We start from the raw sequence: 15,854 nt of genomic DNA, 5'->3' as shown, positions 1-15,854 counted from the left end.
ATCCTCATAACCCCCACACCCCCCCCCCCCCCCCCCCACCCACCCCCCCCCCCCCCCCCCCCCTCCTTCCCCCCCCCCCCCCCCCCCCCCCCCCCCCCCCCCCCCCCCCCCCCCCCCCCCCCCCCCCCCCCCCCCCCCCCCCCCCCCCCCCGGCCCGCGGCTAAGGCCGGGGCTCGTTTCCGTTACCTGCGGATGATGTTGTTGCAGCCCTGGTGCGTGCCCATCCTGGTGGACTGCGTGCCCGAGCTGCCCTCGCCGCCGCCCGCGTTGGCCAACAGGCCGTTGAGGATGCCCACGTTGCCGAGCACGTCGACGTTCGCCTCGTGCGTCCTGCAGGAGGTGTGCTGGCGGATCTCGACCTTGTGGCTGTGCGCCTTGCGGCGGTGGTGGTCGCCGCCCCACTGCTGCGGGCTGACGACCTGACGGACCGTCTGCTGCTGAGGGGCCTCGACGTGGGTCACCTGGGTGCGGCGGGGGGTGCCGCCGCCGCCCGCGCCGCCGGCGTAGGCGGTGCCGGCGCCGACGAGGCCGACGCTGGCGAGGACGACAGTCACGACGGCAGCCTTGCGAAGCATTTGCATATCATCTCCGGTAGATCGAATGAATTCGGTCGGTAATCGATCGAATCCATACAGTTACTGAAGGCTAATGCGAAATACCACGGAGCCGCTGAGTGACGCGCCGTATCCCCTGACCGCCGGGATCCGGTGCCGCACCCGCTCGTCTCCCTCTACCAGGTGACCGGGAGCTCGTGCAGGCCGAAGATGGCCGCGTCGTTCTTCAGCGGGAGGGCCTCGACCGGGCCGGCCGGGCGGAGTTCGGGGATGCGGCGGAGCAGGGTGTCGTAGACGATCTCCAGTTCCATACGGGCGAGGCTCTGTCCGAGGCACTGGTGCGGGCCGTGGCCGAAGGCGAGGTGCTGGCGTGCGCCGCGGTCGACGTCCAGCTTCCCGGGGTTCTCGTAGACGTCCGGGTCGTGGTTGGCCGAGCCGCCCAGCGCGAAGACGCCTTCGCCGGTGCGGATGGTCTGCCCGCCGATCTCGACGTCCTCCTTGGCCACGCGGGTGGTGATGATGTCGGTGATGGTGAAGTAGCGCAGCAGTTCCTCGACGACCTGCGGCGTGCTGCCGGGGTCGCCGGTGATGCGCGCCCGCAGCTCGGGCGTCTCCATCAGGGCGAGCATGCCCAGCGAGATCATGTTCCCGGTCGTGTCGTGCCCGGCGGTCAGCAGCAGGAACGCCAGGTCGACGAGTGCGTCGTGGTCGTAGGCGGCGTCCTTGCGGCCCTTGGCGATCTGACGGCTGAGCAGGTCCTCCCCCGCGACCTTCTCCTTGGTCGTCACGAGTTCGTCCAGGTATGCCTGCAGGTCGAAGAACGCCTGCTGCCGGGTCAGCGGCGGCAGGGCCATGCTGAGCATGCGCGAGGTGCGGTCCTCGAAGAAGTCGCGGTCGTCGACGGACACACCGAGCAGCTCGCAGATGACCAGGGACGGCACCGGGAAGGACATCGCCTTCACCAGGTCGGCCGGGTTGGGGCCGGCGAGCATCGCGTCGACGCACTCGTCGACGATCTCCTGGATGCGCGGCCGCAGGGCCTCCATCCGGCGGAAGGTGAACTCGCCGACCACGGCGCGCCGCGCCCGGGTGTGCTCGGGCGCGTCCATGCCCGCCAGGGACAGCGTGGAGTCCTTGTCGCTCCGTGCCATCTCGACCAGCATCGGGAAGTTCGGATCGGCGCGATCGGAGCTCAGGCGCGGGTCGAGCAGCGCCTTGCGCACATCGTCGTAGCGGGTCAGGATCCACGCCGGCTGGCCGGTCGGCAGCACCACCTTCGACACGGGCCCGGTCTCGCGGAGGCCGTGGTACTCGGCGGGCAGCCGGTAGGGGCAGGTGCGGGGGAAGGGGAAGGCGGGCGGGGCGCCGCCGTCGGTCGGTTCGGTCACGGGATGTCGCTCCTGGTGGGTGGTGGGTGCGCGGTGGCGCCGGAGGCGCGTGGCGTCGTCGCCCGGCGGCCGGGACGGCGCTCCTGCGGCGCCACCGCGTGCGAACGTCCCCGGTCAGAGGGGCTTGCGGGCGGTCAGCAGCACGGACCCGAACTCGTCGACGTCGATCATGGAGGCGGGGCTGAACTTCTCCTCCGCCTCGTCGTCGAAGACGGTCTGCATCTCCTGGGAGCCCCGGCTCATCTGCTCGAAGGTCTGGCGCACGCTCTGCTCGGTGATGTCGAGCAGCTCGACGAAGCGGAGGCCCGCGTCGCGCAGCATGGGCACGTAGTCCTCCGGCCGGGCCAGCGTCATGATGAAGTCGCGGAGCAGCCGGTCCACGGCGGGCTGCTTCTGCGCGGGGATGGGGCCGCGCTCGAAGAAGTCGGTGAGGACCAGGCGGCCGCCGGGGCGCAGGACGCGGCGGATCTCGCCGAGGACCCGTCCGCGGTCGGGCATGTGGAAGATCGACTCGATGGCGACGGCGGCGTCGAAGGAGTCGTCGGGGAAGGGCAGTTCCATGGCGTCGGCGTGCCGGAACTCCACCCGGTCGCCCAGGCCGGCGCCCTCGGCGAGGGCGGTGGCGCGGGCGATCTGGTCCTTGCTGATCGCGATGCCCGTGACATGGGCCCCGGTGCGCCGGGCGATCCGCATGGCCGGCTGGCCGACTCCGCAGCCGATGTCCAGGACCCGCTGGCCCTCGACGATCCGCAGACGGTCGGTCATCTCGTCGGTGAGCCGGTCGGCCGCCTCCAGCAGCGGGGTGTCGTGGTCGTCGACGTCCCAGTAGCCGAGGTGGAGGCTGCCGCCGACCGCCGCGGTGTCCAGTGCGGTGAGGCGGTCGTAGAGGCGTCCGACCTCTTCGGGGACGGGGGTGGCCGTGAGGGTGGAGTCGGCCGGGGACGTGGGCGTGGACGTGCTGGACATGAGAGTTCTCCGATTTCTTTCTGGTGAATCAGAAGGTGGTGCCTGCACGGCGGGTGCGTGGGTCCGGTCGGCCGGAAAGCGCCGACTCGCCGCAGGCCGAACGACCGGGAAAGGAAAGGCCGGTGGGGAAGTCCGTGCGCAGGGCGTGGAGTTCGCCGTCTGCTCGCCATCTGCGTGGCGTATGCGCCTGGAGTTCACGATACCGACCGGAAGGCATTTGCGGAACATGTGCCCGGGAGTTTCCGGGGCGTTGGGGAAATTCGGGGAGTTCACCGCTTTCCGCTGTGCGGCGCGGCGGCTTCATTCGGCGATTCTCACGAGCATTTTCCCGGTGTGGGCGCCGCGCAGCATGTCGAGAAACGCGGTGGGCGCGTTCTGTAGACCTTCGACGACGGTCTCCCGGTAGGAGATCCTCCCGGAGGTCAGCCAGCCGCCCATGCGGGCGGTGAACTCCTCGCCGAGGTCGCCGTGGCCCCAGACGAGGAAGCCGCGCAGGGTGATGCCCTTGGCGATGGCCTGCGTCAGGTTCCGTGGACCGGCCGGGCCGTTCTTGCCGTGGGCCTGCGACATGCTGCCGCAGAGGGCGAACCGCGCGCCCAGCCTGGCCACCATCAGGGCCGCGTCCAGATGGTCGCCGCCCACGTTGTCGAAGTAGACGTCGATGCCCGCCGGTGCGGCCTTCGCCAGCTGTTCGAGGACCGGTCCGTCCTTGTAGTCGAACGCCGCGTCGAAGCCCAGCTCCTCGGTCAGATAGGCGACCTTCTCGGCGCTCCCCGCCGATCCGATCACCCGCTTCGCGCCGCAGATCCGGGCGATCTGCCCGACGAGGGAGCCCACCGCGCCCGCGGCCCCGGAGACGAACACGGTGTCGCCGGCACGGAATTCGGCGGCCTTGAGCAGCCCCGTGTAGGCGGCGTGGCCGGGCATGCCGAGCACGCCGAGGTACGCGCCGGGCGGCGCGAGCGCCGGGTCGATGCGGACCACTCCGGCGGCGCCCACGACGGCGTACTCCCGCCAGCCGAGGCCGTGCAGGACCAGGTCGCCGACGGCCAGCCGCGGTGACTTCGAGACGACGACCTCGCCGACGGCGCCCCCGTCGAGCGCCTTGCCGACGATGTACGGCGGAACGTAGGACCTGGTGTTGTTCATCCGCCCGCGCATATACGGGTCGACGCTCATCACCAGGTTGCGGATCAGCACCTGGCCGGTCCTGACGGCGGGCAGCTCCGCCCGCACGACCGAGAAGTCCGCGGCGGTCGGCCGCCCCTCGGGGCGGGCGGCGAGCCGGACTTCGGTGCCCGTGGACGGAACGGTCATCACGCTCTCCTCGACTGCGGTGGGGTGTCCGTCACGCACGGGGCACTCCGAGGGTGTGGCGCCAGTGGCGGCATGCGGTGGCGATGTGTGCGGCGGCGCCGTCGAGCAGCAGCAGGCCGATCCGGTCGACGTGGCGGTGCCGCCATGAGGCGAGTTCGGTGCCTTCGACCCACTGGTTGAAGGCGCCCAGCGCCGGTCCGGTCTGGATCTGGTAGTTCACTTTTCCCGAACCGTCGCCGTTCATCGCCAGGCGCGTGGAGTGGAAGAAGTACCAGCGAAACACCAGGGCCATTTTCTGTTTGGGTTCCGCGTCGGCCCGGTCGATTTCGGTGTCGCGTCCCTGCGACCGGAGATAGTCGCATACCTCGTCCCAGACCTCTTCGACGCTCTTTCCGAAATAGGTCCGCTCCAGCAAGGAGCGGGTCTTGTCCGGTATTTCGTCGAGGCCGTCGTAGTGGGAGTACAGGGAGAACAGTTTGTTGGCCCGGGTGGGAAAGAAGACGCCCTTGCGGAGCACCTGTACCTTGGCGCCGAACTCGAACATGTCGCCTGCGGGGGCATAACCGGTGTCGGCGATGCCGGCGTCCTGCAGCATGTCCTTGACCTCGGTGCTCATGCCGGATTCCACCGTGCACTGGTTGATGGATCCGGTGAGTACGTAGTCGGCGCCCAGCATGAAGGCCGCCGCGAGCGCCGCGGGGGTGCCCAGGCCGCCGGCGAGGCCCAGGCAGATCGGCTCGTGGTAGCCGTACCGGTCCTGGGCCCGCTGCCGGAGCCCCAGCATGGCGGGCATCAGCACCGTGGCGACTCCGCCGTCCGTGTGCCCGCCGGAGTCCGCCTCGACCGTGATGTCGTGGCTCATCGGCACCGTCCGGGCGAGCCGTACCTGTTCGTCGGTGAGGGCGTTCTCCCGGCGGAGCCTGTCCAGGACGGGTTCGGGGGCGGGTGCCATGAACTGCTCGGCGACCTCCGGCCGGGAGACCTTGGCCATGATGCGGTGGTCGCACACGGTGCGGCCGTCGGCACCGCGGCGCAGTCCGCGCGCCCGGTAGAGGACGAGCGCGGGGGTCATCTGCAGGAAGGCCGACGCCTCGATGACGGGGACCCCTTGGCGCATCAGCAGGTCGACCAGTGCGCGCTCGGCCGCGGGGTCGTCGTGGTCGGCCAGGACGTTGACGCCGTAGGGCTGCCCGTCGGCCAGGCCGTGCTGGACCTCCTTCACCCGCTGCTCGACCTCCGGGAGCGGCAGGCCACCGGTGCCCAGGAAGCCGAGCATGCGGTTCCGGCCGAGCCTGACGACCATCTCGGCCGAGGCGATGCCCCGGTACATGCCGCCCACTGCGTAGGCGTGGCGCACGCCCATCCTCCGGCGGAACACGGGGCTGCCGAGCGCGGCGGCGGGTGTGCCGGGCCGGGCGCCCCGTGGGTCGGCCGCCGTACCGAGTGGGGCGGCCGGCTCTTCGCGTGGGGCGGCCGGCGCCTCGGGGTGGGCGGCCGGACGCGGGGCGGAGCGGATCTGGTCGACCAGCTTGCCCAGTACCCGGCCGCCGAGCTCGACGACGTCGGTGACGCCCTGGTCGAGGAGGTGGTGCACGCTCTCGGTCCAGCGCACCGGCCGCACGATCTGGTCGACGAGCGTGTGCGCGGTCCGGCCGGGGACGTACGGGCGCGCCGTGGCGTTGGCGATCACCGGCGTCGCCGGGTCCCCGAGGGCGAACCCGTCGACGAAGCGGGCGAAGTCCTGCTGCGCCCGGCGCATCAGCGGCGAGTGGAACGCGCCGGAGACGTTCAGTCGCACACAGCGGACGTCGCGCGCGTCGAGGTGGGCCACCAGCGCGTCGACGGTCGCGGTGTCGCCGGACACGACCTTCTGCTGCGGTGCGTTGTCGTTGGCGACGGTCAGCCGGCCCGCGAAGCCGCCCTCGTCGAGGAGTTCGCCCAGCGCTGCCGCGTCGAGCCCGACCACGGCCGCCATGCCGCCGCCCCGCGCCTGGGCCATCAGCGCGCCGCGCCGCTGGACCAGGCGCAGTCCGGTCGCGAAGTCGAAGGCGCCGGCGGCGTGCAGGGCGCAGTACTCCCCCAGGCTGTGCCCGGCGAGGAAGTCCGGCTCGCCGCCGGTGCGCTCGCGCCACTGCCGGTGGGCGAGCGCGCCGACCACGAACAGCGCGGGCTGGGTGTACTCGGTGCGGCCCAGTTGCCGGTGCGGATCGTCCAGGCACAGCGTGCGCAGGGAGTAGCCGAGGATCTCGGATGCCTCGTCGGCGAGCTCGGGATACGCGTCGAACAACTCGCGCCCCATGCCGCGCCGCTGGGCGCCCTGGCCGGGAAAGACCAGTGCCTTCATGTCAGCGGCCTCCCTGCGCGTCGGTCGCCGGGGCGGCGACGTCCTCGGCGGCGTAGAGCCGGTCGCCGAGGCGCATCAGCTTGTCGAGCGACTGCGGGGCCGTCATGACCTCGGCGTGCATCGAGGTGTCGACGTCGATGGTGAAGAAGTCGTCGATCTGGTCGGCCCACTCCTGCCAGTACGCGATGCCGTCCACGGTGGGCAGGTCGGGGTTCGGGAAGAGCACCATGTGCTCCTCGAAGGCGCCGAAGAACTTGCCGCCCCGGTTGCGCAGGTAGTAGCAGCGCAGTCCGTCGCGGCGCGGCAGCGGGTCCACCGTGTACTTCTCGTCCTGTGTCGCCGCGAAGTAGCGGGACAGCTGACGGACGCGGGAGCGCAGCTGCGCCTCGGTCTTGCTGACGCCGCGGTCGAGGGCGGCGGCGATCAGGGAGTCGAGGAACGCCTTGGTGTCCAGGGTGGTGTCGACCTCGTCGCGGCGCAGGATGGGGCTGGCGCCGCCGTGCGAGTCGAAGCGGTTGTTGCCGAGGATCAGGTTGACGGCGCGGAAGTCGCTCACCTTGGTGACCACGTCGGCGTCGAAGTTCCCGCCGACGATGAGGGCGTTGGCCTTGTTGGTGGCGGCCGCGTCCAGCGTGTCCAGCATGACCAGCGTGCGCACGTCGGCGCCCTTCAGCTGGAGCTGGCGCACGGTCTCGTACGCGAACAGGCCGCCCAGGGAGAACCCGCCGATGTCGTAGGGGCCTTCCGGCTGTACGGCGAGGATGAGCGAGGCGTAGTGCTCGGCCATGGCGTACTGGCCGGTGAGGATGTCGGTGGAGTCGATCCAGCCCTTGGGCTGGATGCCGTAGAAGGGGCGCGGGCAGCGTGCGGCCAGCGGAGCGTAGGACTCCACGCCGCCGTTGCCGTGGTGGATCCAGAACACCGGCCGGCCGGAGGTGACTCCGTTCATGCGGACCAGTTCGGGGAAGTCGCCCGGCGAGGCGGGCTCCGCGCGCCGTGCCGGGGCCTGGGCCGGGGCGGCGGCCGCCGGGGCCGGCTCGGCCGAAGTCACCGCGGCGGGCTCCGGGGCGGGCGTGCCGGTGTCCGCGGCGGCCGCCGTGCCGGTGATCGCGTCGACGACCTCCTGCAGCGTTTGGCAGCCGGCGATGACGTCGAGGGTGAGGGAGGCGTCGAGGTGCGTCTGCGCCTGGGTGAGGAACTGCATCATGAAGATGGAGTCGAAGCCGTAGTCGCCCAGGGACCGGTCCCACCGCAGGGTCGCCACGTCGACCTCCAGCAGCGTCGCCATGAGGTCCGCGACGACGTCTCCCACGGCCTGCGGCTCGGCCGGCTCGGCCGGCTCGGTGGGCTCGGCGGCCGGTGCGCCGGCGGGCGTCGCCTCGACGGACGGCGTCGGCGCGGCGGCCGGCGCGGGTTCGGCAGTGGTCTGCGGCTCGGGGTGCGCCGGCAGGAAGCGCTCCCGCATCCGGGCGTGGTCGCCGTCGAGGGCGATGGCGCTGGGCAGGCCGGCCGCCCAGACGCGGTCCAGGGCCTCGACGCCCACGGCTGCCCGCATCGGCCGCATGCCCACGGCCTGAAGGAGGTCGACGGTCGACGGGTCGGCGCCCATGCCGCCCTTCTCCCACAGCGGCCAGTTCACCATCAGGGTGCGGCCCGACCGGCTGCCCCGGTCCACCAGCAGGGCGCGGTGGGCGGCGTATCGGTCCATGAAGGCGTTGGCGGCGGCGTAGTCGGCCTGTCCGACGTTGCCGAAGGCGGCCATGGAGGAGAAGCCGATGAAGCAGTCGAGCGGGACGGCGGCGGTCGCCTCGTCGAGGTGGTACAGCCCGGCCACCTTGGCCGCGAACACCGCGCGGAGGTCGTCCGCGGTCTTCCTGGCCACGAAGCCGTCGCGCAGCACTCCGGCGGCGTGCACGATGCCGTGCAGCGCGCCGTACTCGGCCTGGACCTCGCGTACGGCCCGGGTCACGGCGGCGCGGTCGGCGACGTCGAGCACCCGGTAGTCGGCGCGGGCGCCCAGGGCGCGCAGGGTGGTGAGCAGTTCCCGCTGTGCCGGGCCGGCCGGGCCGCGGCCGCACAGGACCAGGGCGGGCGACGCGACGCGCCGGGCGATGTCCTCGGCGAACAGCGCGCCGAGCCCTCCGGCGCCGCCGGTCAGCAGGTAGACGCCGCCGTCGCGCCAGGGCAGTTCGGGGGCGGCCGGTGCCACTTCGCGCCACTGGGACACCTGCCGGCGTCCGGCGCGGTAGCGCACGGCCTCCTCGACCGGGTCGGCGCCGTCGCCCCGCAGCCGTCCGGCCAGCTCCTCCGGGGCGTCGCCGTCACCGTCCAGTTCGATCCACTGCGTCAGCAGCTTGGGGTGCTCCATGCGGGCCGTGCGGAGCATGCCGCTCAGCCCGCCCAGCCAGGGCGCGTGCGCGGGGGTGACGACCTGGATGAGGCGCGGCGCACGGGCGGCCCGCTGCGCCGTGTCGCGCAGCAGCGCCAGCAACCGCTCGGCGTACTCGGTGTAGCGGGCGGGCGTCTCGCCGCGGGCCTGCCAGGTTTCGCAGGTGGCGCCGCCCAGCGCCGCGGCGAGCGCGGTGGCGTCCGGCTTCGGGAGTTCGCACAGGACGACGTGCCGCTCGACGTCGTCGCCGTGGTGCCGCGGTGCCGCCCTGTCGCGCCAGTCCGCCTGGATCAGCAGGGCGGGCTCGGTGGCCGGCTCGGCGGCGCGGGGCGCCGGGCCCGGCTTCCTCCGTGTGCTGAAGCCCAGCAACCGTACGCAGACGTTGCCCCGGGTGTCGCACAGGTCGATGTCCAGGCGGCGTACGCCGGAGTCGCGGCGGTCGTCCGCGGCCCGGCCGACCAGCGCCCAGCCCTCGACCGGGGTGGGGGCCAGGACCTGCACCTCGCGCACGGTGAACGGCAGCGCCGTCCCCTCCGGGGCGTCGCCGTGCTCGCCGAGCGACAGTCCCAGGGTCGCCTGCAGGGCGGCGTCGAGCATGCCCGGGTTGAGCGTCGAGGAGGCGGCCGCCTCCTCGGGGAGGAGCAGGCGCGCGAGGGCGGTGTCCGCGCCGTGGTACAGCTCCTGCACGCCCCGGAACGCGCGGCCGTACTCCAGGCCCATGCGTGCGAACAGCGCGTAGCACTCGGTGCCTTCGCGCCGGGAGGGGAGGCTCGCGCGCAGTGCGTCGATGTCGTGGGTGTGGTCGGCGGCGAGGAGGGCGGGGTCGGTGTGTGCGGTGCCGGTCGCGTGCAGGACACGGTCGCCGTCGCCCTGGGCGTACACCTCGAACGCCCCGCCGGCCGGGTCCACTTCGACGGTGAGGGTGCGCGGCGCCGTCACCTCCAGGGGGCGCAGCCAGGTGACGTCGCGCAGGCGCACGCCCGTGGCGGTGCCGTGGTCCGCGGCCCGGACCAGCGCGTCGCGGACGAACTCCAGGTAGGCGGCGCCGGGCAGGACGGGCGTGTCCGCCACGCGGTGGTCGCGCAGGTAGAACTCGTGCCCGCTCAGTTCGCTGCGGTAGGGCGCCGGTGGTGCGGCCGGCGCCGCGGCCACCGGTGCCGGGGGCCGCGGTGTGCTCGGCGTGGCGCGCTTGGCGTCGGCGATCCAGTAGCGCTGCAGCTGGAAGGGGTAGGCGGGCAGCGGGATGCGCCGCATCGGCCGGCCGGCGTACAGGCGTTGCCAGTCCAGGTCGAAGCCGGTGACCCAGAGTTTGAGCAGGCGTCCGAGCTTGCCCTTGGCTATCCAGCTGTCGAGGGCGAGGGCGATGTCGTCGTCGCCGGCGAGCTCGTTCCACGGTCCCTGGCGCTGGGCCCGGCCGGTGTGCAGGCCCTGTGCGGTGCCGCGGTCGAGGAAGCCGCCCAGCCGCTCGCGCAGGTCGGCGAGCGAGGGGGTCAGGAAGGCGAGGCGCTCGTCCATCGCGACCCGGCCCACCTGCAGCGTGTAGGCGAGGTCCGGCAGGTCGGGTTCGCCGAGCCGGCCCGCGTCGATCCAGTCGGCCAGCTGCCGGGCCCTGGCACGCAGCGTCTCGGGCTCCGGGGCGGACAGGACGACGGCCACGGGGTCCGGCGTGCTCACCGGCGGCGCGGGGCGCGGCACGTACTCCTCGAGGACGACATGGGCGTTGACGCCGCCGAAGCCGAAGGAGCTGACGCCGGCCCGGCGCGGCAGCTCACGGCCCTCCGCGTCACGCAGGGACGGCCAGGGCTGCTGCTCGCGCACCAGGTGGAACGGGCTGCCGTCGAGGTCGATGTACGGGTTGACGGTGTCGCAGTGCAGGCTCTTGGCAAGGGTGCGGTGCCGCATCTGCAGCAGCACCTTGATCACGCCGGCGACACCCGCGGCGAGTTCGAGATGACCGATGTTGGTCTTCACCGAGCCGACACCGCAGTGGGCGTCCTCGACCACCGCGCCGCGCTCCTCGTACATCTCGCGGAAGGCCGCCTTCAGCCCGTTGATCTCGATCGGATCGCCGAGCTTGGTGCCGGTGCCGTGGGCCTCGATGTAGCCCACGGTCCGCGGGTCGATCCCGGCGGCGCGGTAGGCGCGCCGGATCAGTGCGGCCTGGGCCTTGGGGTTGGGCGCGGTCAGGGAGTTGGAGCGGCCGCCGTGGTTCTCGGCCGTCGAGCGGATCAGGCCGTGGATGTGGTCGCCGTCGCGCTCGGCCGCCGACAGGCGCTTGAGCACCAGCATGCCCACGCCCTCACCCCGCGCATAGCCGTCGGCCTGGTCGGAGAAGGTCTTGCAGCGGCCCTCGGGGCTCAGCATCCCGGACTTGCCGAAGCTGATGTGGCCGTCGGGGATCACCATGGTGTTGATGCCGCCGACGACGGCCATGTCGCACTCGCCCCGTTCGAGAGAAACGACGCCGCGGTGCATGGCGACCAGGGAACTCGAACAGGCGGTCTCGATCGGCTCGCTCGGTCCGTGCACGTCCAGGAAGTAGCTCATCCGGTTCGGGCCGACGGAGGGCACGCTGCCCGTGGGCGTGACGCTGTCGCCCCGGCCGCTGCTGCGGTCGGAGAGCAGGCCGTAGCCGGTGTCGCCGGTGCCGACGAACAGGCCGAGGCTGCTCCCGGCCAGGGCGTCGGCGGCGTAGCCGGCGTCCTCCAGCGCCTTCCACACGTAGAGCATCAGCAGGCGCTGCTGGGGGTCCATGTGGACGGCGTCCCTCGGGGCGATGCCGAAGAACAGCGGATCGAAGTCGGCGACGCCGTCCATGAAGCCGCCCCACTTGACGTTGGTGCGGCCCGGCTCCTGCAAGGGGTCGCCGAACAGGGCGCGCCAGTCCCACCGGTCGGCGGGGACTTCGGCGATGCAGTCGCGGCCGTCGCGCAGGTTCCGCCAGAAGGCGTCGAGGTCCTCGGCCTGGGGGAACCGGCCGCTCATGCCGACGACCGCGATCGGGTCGCCCGGCCGGTCGGCGGGCGCGGGGGCTGCGGCGGCTACGGCCCGTGCGGGGAGGGCCGCGGCCGGCACGGGCGGGCCGGCGGGCTCCACGGCGGCGGGCTCCGCGGCCGGCGGCTCCGCGGCGGCGGGCTCCGCGGCGGCGCCGGGCGGCCGCAGCCCCAGGCGGGCGGCGAGCGCCGGGCCGTACGCGTCGGCCAGGTGGGCGCCGAAGGCCTGGATCGTGGCGTGCTCGAACAGCACGGTGGGCACCAGCTCCAGGCCCAGGGCGTCGTTGACCATGTTCACCAGCTGGGTGATGACGAGGGAGTCGAGCCCGTACTCGCTGAGGTCGACATGCACGTCCAGGTCGTCGGGGGTTACCTTCAGCAGCTCGCAGACCTTCTCCACCACGACGGCGCAGACCCGCTCCGTCAGGGCCTCGGTGTCGGCGGCCTCGGCGGGCCGGGCGGCCGGCGTCGGTGCCTGCTGCTGCGCCTGCTTCCAGTCGCGGATCAGGCGGAGCGCTTCGTCCTGTCCCACCTGTCCCTCGCGTATGAGCCGGTGCAGGTCGTCCAGGGATGCGATGCGGGTGGTGCTCATGCCAGGCTCCTCTTGAATTCGTCCGCGCTCATCTCGCGCCGACCAATGGCTTCGATCAGGTCCAGCAGGTGGGCGTCGTCGGACCCGGACGGCGGCTCGGGTGCCGGTTCGGCGAGCCGGGCGGGCCCGTCGTCACCGGTGGGCTCGCCGCCGCCGAGCGTGCGGACGCTGAAGCCGCGCAGGCGTACGCACACCTCGCCGTCGTCGTCGCACAGGTCGAGGTCGAGGCGGCGCACCGCGCCCACGTGGTCGTCCGCGGCGAACCGGACGACCACCCAGCCGGTGTCCGGGACCGCCCTGGGCACCTCCAGCTCGGCCAGGGCGAACGGCAGTGCCGTGCGCGGCGTGCCGGGGTCGTCGACGAAGAGGCCGACCGTGGCCTGCAGGGCGGCGTCGAGCATGGCCGGGTTGAGTACGTGGCCGCTCTCGCGGGACGCGGCGGCGGGCAGCCGCAGCCGCGCCACCGCCTGCCGCGAGCCGGTGTACAGGCGCTCGATGCCGCGCAGTGCCGGGCCGTAGGCCATGCCGATGCCGGTGAAGCGCGCGTAGCAGGCCTCGGCGTCGAGCACGGGGCCGTCGCACCCCGCGCGCAGGGCCGCGAGGTCGAGCCGCTCGGCGGGCGCGGCGGACGCGCTGCGCAGCTGGCCGCGGCCGAAGACGACGCGTTCGCCGTCCTCGCCCAGCACGTACACCTCGTAGCCCAGTCCGCCGCCGGGGCGGGTGGTCAGCGCGGTGTGCACGTCGGTCGGCTGCTCCACGGTGAGCGGGCGCAGCCAGGAGGCCAGCTTCAGCGACCAGGCGTGGGCGTCGCCGCCGGCCGCCGAGGCCGCGGCGGCGCGCGCCATCTCCAGGTAGGCCACCGCCGGCAGCACCGGTACGGCGTCCACGGAGCCGTCGGAGGCGGCGGGCCGGCCGCCGGGCCGCCAGGTGGAGACCGTGTCCATCACCCGGGCCTGGACGCGGTGGTCGGCGAGGAAGAACTCGCGGCCGGTGAAGTGCGAGGTGTAGCGGGTCCCGTTCAGGTCCGAGGTGTTGGTGTGCACCAGCGGGTGCAGCGCCGCCGGCTGGGTGCCGTTCGCGGGGCGCGTGGTGTCGACCCAGTAGCGCCGGAGGCGGAACGGGTAGGTCGGCAGGGCGATCCGGCGCGGGCGGCGCCCGGTGTGCAGGCGGTCCCAGTCGACGGGGGCGCCGTCGGCCCAGGCCTGGAGCAGGCGGCCCCAGTCGGGCCGGACCGCGGCGGAACGGTCGTCGTGCGGGCCGAACCCGGCCGGTGCGTCCGGCAGGTCGACGCCGCGCGGGACCGTGCCGCGGAAGACGCCGGCCACGGGCTCGCCGCGCAGCCAGGACTCCAGCGCCTCCCTCAGTTCGCCGGTCGTGCCGGCCAGGCAGGCCAGGCGCTCGGTCATGGGCGTGCGTCCGGTCTGCGCGGTGTAGGCGATCGACGCCAGGTCGGTGTCGTCGTAGTCGCCGCGGCGCAGCGCGTCCACCCAGCGCTCGGCGAGTGCGCACAGCACGTCGGGGTGGCTCGCCGACAGGACCACGGGGACGGGCGCGGTGGGCGCCCGGTCCGGCTCGGCTGCCGTGCGCGGCACGTACTCCTCGAGGACGACATGGGCGTTGACGCCGCCGAAGCCGAAGGAGCTGACGCCGGCCCGGCGCGGCAGCTCACGGCCCTCCGCGTCACGCAGGGACGGCCAGGGCTGCTGCTCGCGCACCAGGTGGAACGGGCTGCCGTCGAGGTCGATATACGGGTTGACGGTGTCGCAGTGCAGGCTCTTGACGAGGGTGCGGTGCCGCATCTGCAGCAGCACCTTGATCACGCCGGCGACACCCGCGGCGAGTTCGAGATGACCGATGTTGGTCTTCACCGAGCCGACACCGCAGTGGGCCTGCTCCACCACCGCGCCCCGCTCCTCGTACATCTCGCGGAAGGCCGCCTTCAGCCCGTTGATCTCGACCGGGTCGCCGAGCTTGGTGCCGGTGCCGTGGGCCTCGATGTAGCCGACCGTCCGCGGGTCGATCCCGGCCTTGCCGTACGCCTCCTTCAGAAGGGCGGCCTGGGCCTTGGGGTTGGGCGCGGTCAGGGAGCTGCCCCGGCCGCCGTGGTTCTCGGCCGTCGAGCGGATCAGGCCGTAGACGTGGTCGCCGTCGCGCTCGGCCGCCGACAGGCGCTTGAGCACCAGCATCCCCACGCCCTCACCCCGCGCATAGCCGTCGGCACGGTCGGAGAAGGTCTTGCAGCGGCCCTCGGGGCTCAGCATCCCCGCCTTGGAGATGCTGATGTGCCCGTCGACGCTGACCATCGTGTTGACGCCGCCGGCGATGGCCAGGTCCGACTGGCCGTCGCGGAGGGCCTGGACGGCCCGGTGCAGGGCGACCAGCGCGCTCGAACAGGCCGTGTCGACGGGCTCGCTGGGGCCGTGCAGGTCCAGGAAGTAGCTCATCCGGTTCGGGCCCATCGAGGGGGCCGCGCCGGTGATGTCGTACCCCTCGATCACCGGCGAGTACCGGGTGACCAGGGTGCTGTAGCCGGTGCTGGTGGTGCCGGCGATGAGGGCCGTGTTCGTGCCCGCGAGGGCGCCCGCCGAGTATCCGGCGTCCTCCAGCGCCTTCCACACGTACAGCATCAGGAGCCGCTGCTGCGGGTCCATCAGCTCCGCTTCCTTGGGGGAGATGTCGAAGAACAGCGGGTCGAAGTCGCCTACGCCGTCCATGAAACCGCCGGACGTCACGTGGGAGGTGTTGGGCTCCCTGAGCGGGTCGCCGTAGTGGGCACGCCAGTCCCAGCGGTCGGCGGGGACCTCGCGGGTGCAGTCGCGGCCCGCGCTGAGGTTCTCCCAGAACGCGTCGAGGTCGTCGGCCATCGGGAAGCGGCCGCTGATGCCGATGACGGCGATCGGCTCGTCGCCGGGCGGCTCGGCGGCGGACGTGGTGGTGACGGCCGGGGCGGGCTCCGGGGCGGCGGGGGCCGCCGCGCGCGGTGGTGACTGCGGTGCCGCGGTGGCGGCGACGCGGTCGGCGTGGTGGTCGAGGAGGTGGTCGACCACCCCGTCCAGGGTGGGGTTCTCGAAGAACAGGGTGGGGGCCAGCGAGAGCCCGAACTCGGCGTTGAGCGCGTTGGCGAAGCCGATGAACGACAGGGAGTCGAAGCCGTAGCGGGTCATCTCGGCCGCGCCGGTGATCCGTTCGGCGGGCACGTCCAGCAGGCCGGACACCCGGGCGATCAGCCTCTTCAGCAGCGCCTTGTGCTGCTGCTCCCGGCCGGCCGTCGCGGCGGGCGCTGCGGTGCCTACGGGCCCGGTGGCGGGCTC

At 73.0% G+C, this 15,854-nt stretch carries 7 protein-coding genes (1 of these 7 cut by a window edge); all 7 read right to left on the bottom strand.

Going from position 1 to position 15,854, the window contains the following annotated elements; translation table 11 throughout:
- Positions 1–182 precede the first annotated feature (182 nt).
- A complete protein-coding gene (locus ACZ5XZ_RS12675; RefSeq protein WP_468977042.1) occupies positions 183–575 on the bottom strand; it encodes a hypothetical protein in 393 nt (130 codons plus the stop codon).
- Positions 576–730: 155 nt separating this feature from the next.
- Complete coding sequence (locus tag ACZ5XZ_RS12670; protein WP_468977040.1) at positions 731–1,942, bottom strand: cytochrome P450; 1,212 nt, start codon at positions 1,940–1,942, stop codon at positions 731–733.
- A 114-nt stretch (positions 1,943–2,056) separates the two neighbouring features.
- Positions 2,057–2,908, bottom strand: a complete 852-nt coding sequence (locus ACZ5XZ_RS12665) for an SAM-dependent methyltransferase (RefSeq protein ID WP_468977037.1) — start codon at positions 2,906–2,908, stop codon at positions 2,057–2,059.
- Between the two features lie 300 nt (positions 2,909–3,208).
- Positions 3,209–4,225 carry an NADP-dependent oxidoreductase gene (locus ACZ5XZ_RS12660; protein WP_468977034.1) on the bottom strand — a complete coding sequence of 339 codons (1,017 nt, stop codon included), beginning with the start codon at positions 4,223–4,225 and terminating at the stop codon, positions 3,209–3,211.
- 31 nt (positions 4,226–4,256) lie between these two features.
- Positions 4,257–6,569 (bottom strand): ACP S-malonyltransferase, encoded by a 2,313-nt coding sequence (fabD, locus tag ACZ5XZ_RS12655; RefSeq protein WP_468977032.1) that lies wholly within the window; start codon positions 6,567–6,569, stop codon positions 4,257–4,259.
- Between the two features lies 1 nt (position 6,570).
- Complete coding sequence (locus ACZ5XZ_RS12650) at positions 6,571–12,543, bottom strand: SDR family NAD(P)-dependent oxidoreductase (protein WP_468977030.1); 5,973 nt, start codon at positions 12,541–12,543, stop codon at positions 6,571–6,573.
- Positions 12,540–15,854 carry the final stretch of an SDR family NAD(P)-dependent oxidoreductase gene (locus tag ACZ5XZ_RS12645; RefSeq protein ID WP_468977028.1) on the bottom strand. It continues 20,892 nt past the right edge of the window, so 3,315 of the gene's 24,207 nt are visible here — the last part of the coding sequence; the start codon falls outside the window, past its right edge — the gene reads right to left on this strand; its stop codon occupies positions 12,540–12,542. The genes ACZ5XZ_RS12650 and ACZ5XZ_RS12645 overlap by 4 nt, the downstream gene beginning before the upstream one ends.

The sequence above is a fragment of the Streptomyces sp. NPDC033270 genome (assembly GCF_055576575.1).
This window is presented reverse-complemented; position numbering and strand designations above follow the sequence as displayed.

Coding starts and splice junctions, on each gene's coding strand:
- ACZ5XZ_RS12675 (WP_468977042.1), bottom strand. CDS start 575: ATGCTTCGCAAGGCTGCCGTCGTGACTGTCGTCCTCGCCAGCGTCGGC.
- ACZ5XZ_RS12660 (WP_468977034.1), bottom strand. CDS start 4,225: ATGACCGTTCCGTCCACGGGCACCGAAGTCCGGCTCGCCGCCCGCCCC.
- ACZ5XZ_RS12665 (WP_468977037.1), bottom strand. CDS start 2,908: ATGTCCAGCACGTCCACGCCCACGTCCCCGGCCGACTCCACCCTCACG.
- ACZ5XZ_RS12650 (WP_468977030.1), bottom strand. CDS start 12,543: ATGAGCACCACCCGCATCGCATCCCTGGACGACCTGCACCGGCTCATA.
- fabD (WP_468977032.1), bottom strand. CDS start 6,569: ATGAAGGCACTGGTCTTTCCCGGCCAGGGCGCCCAGCGGCGCGGCATG.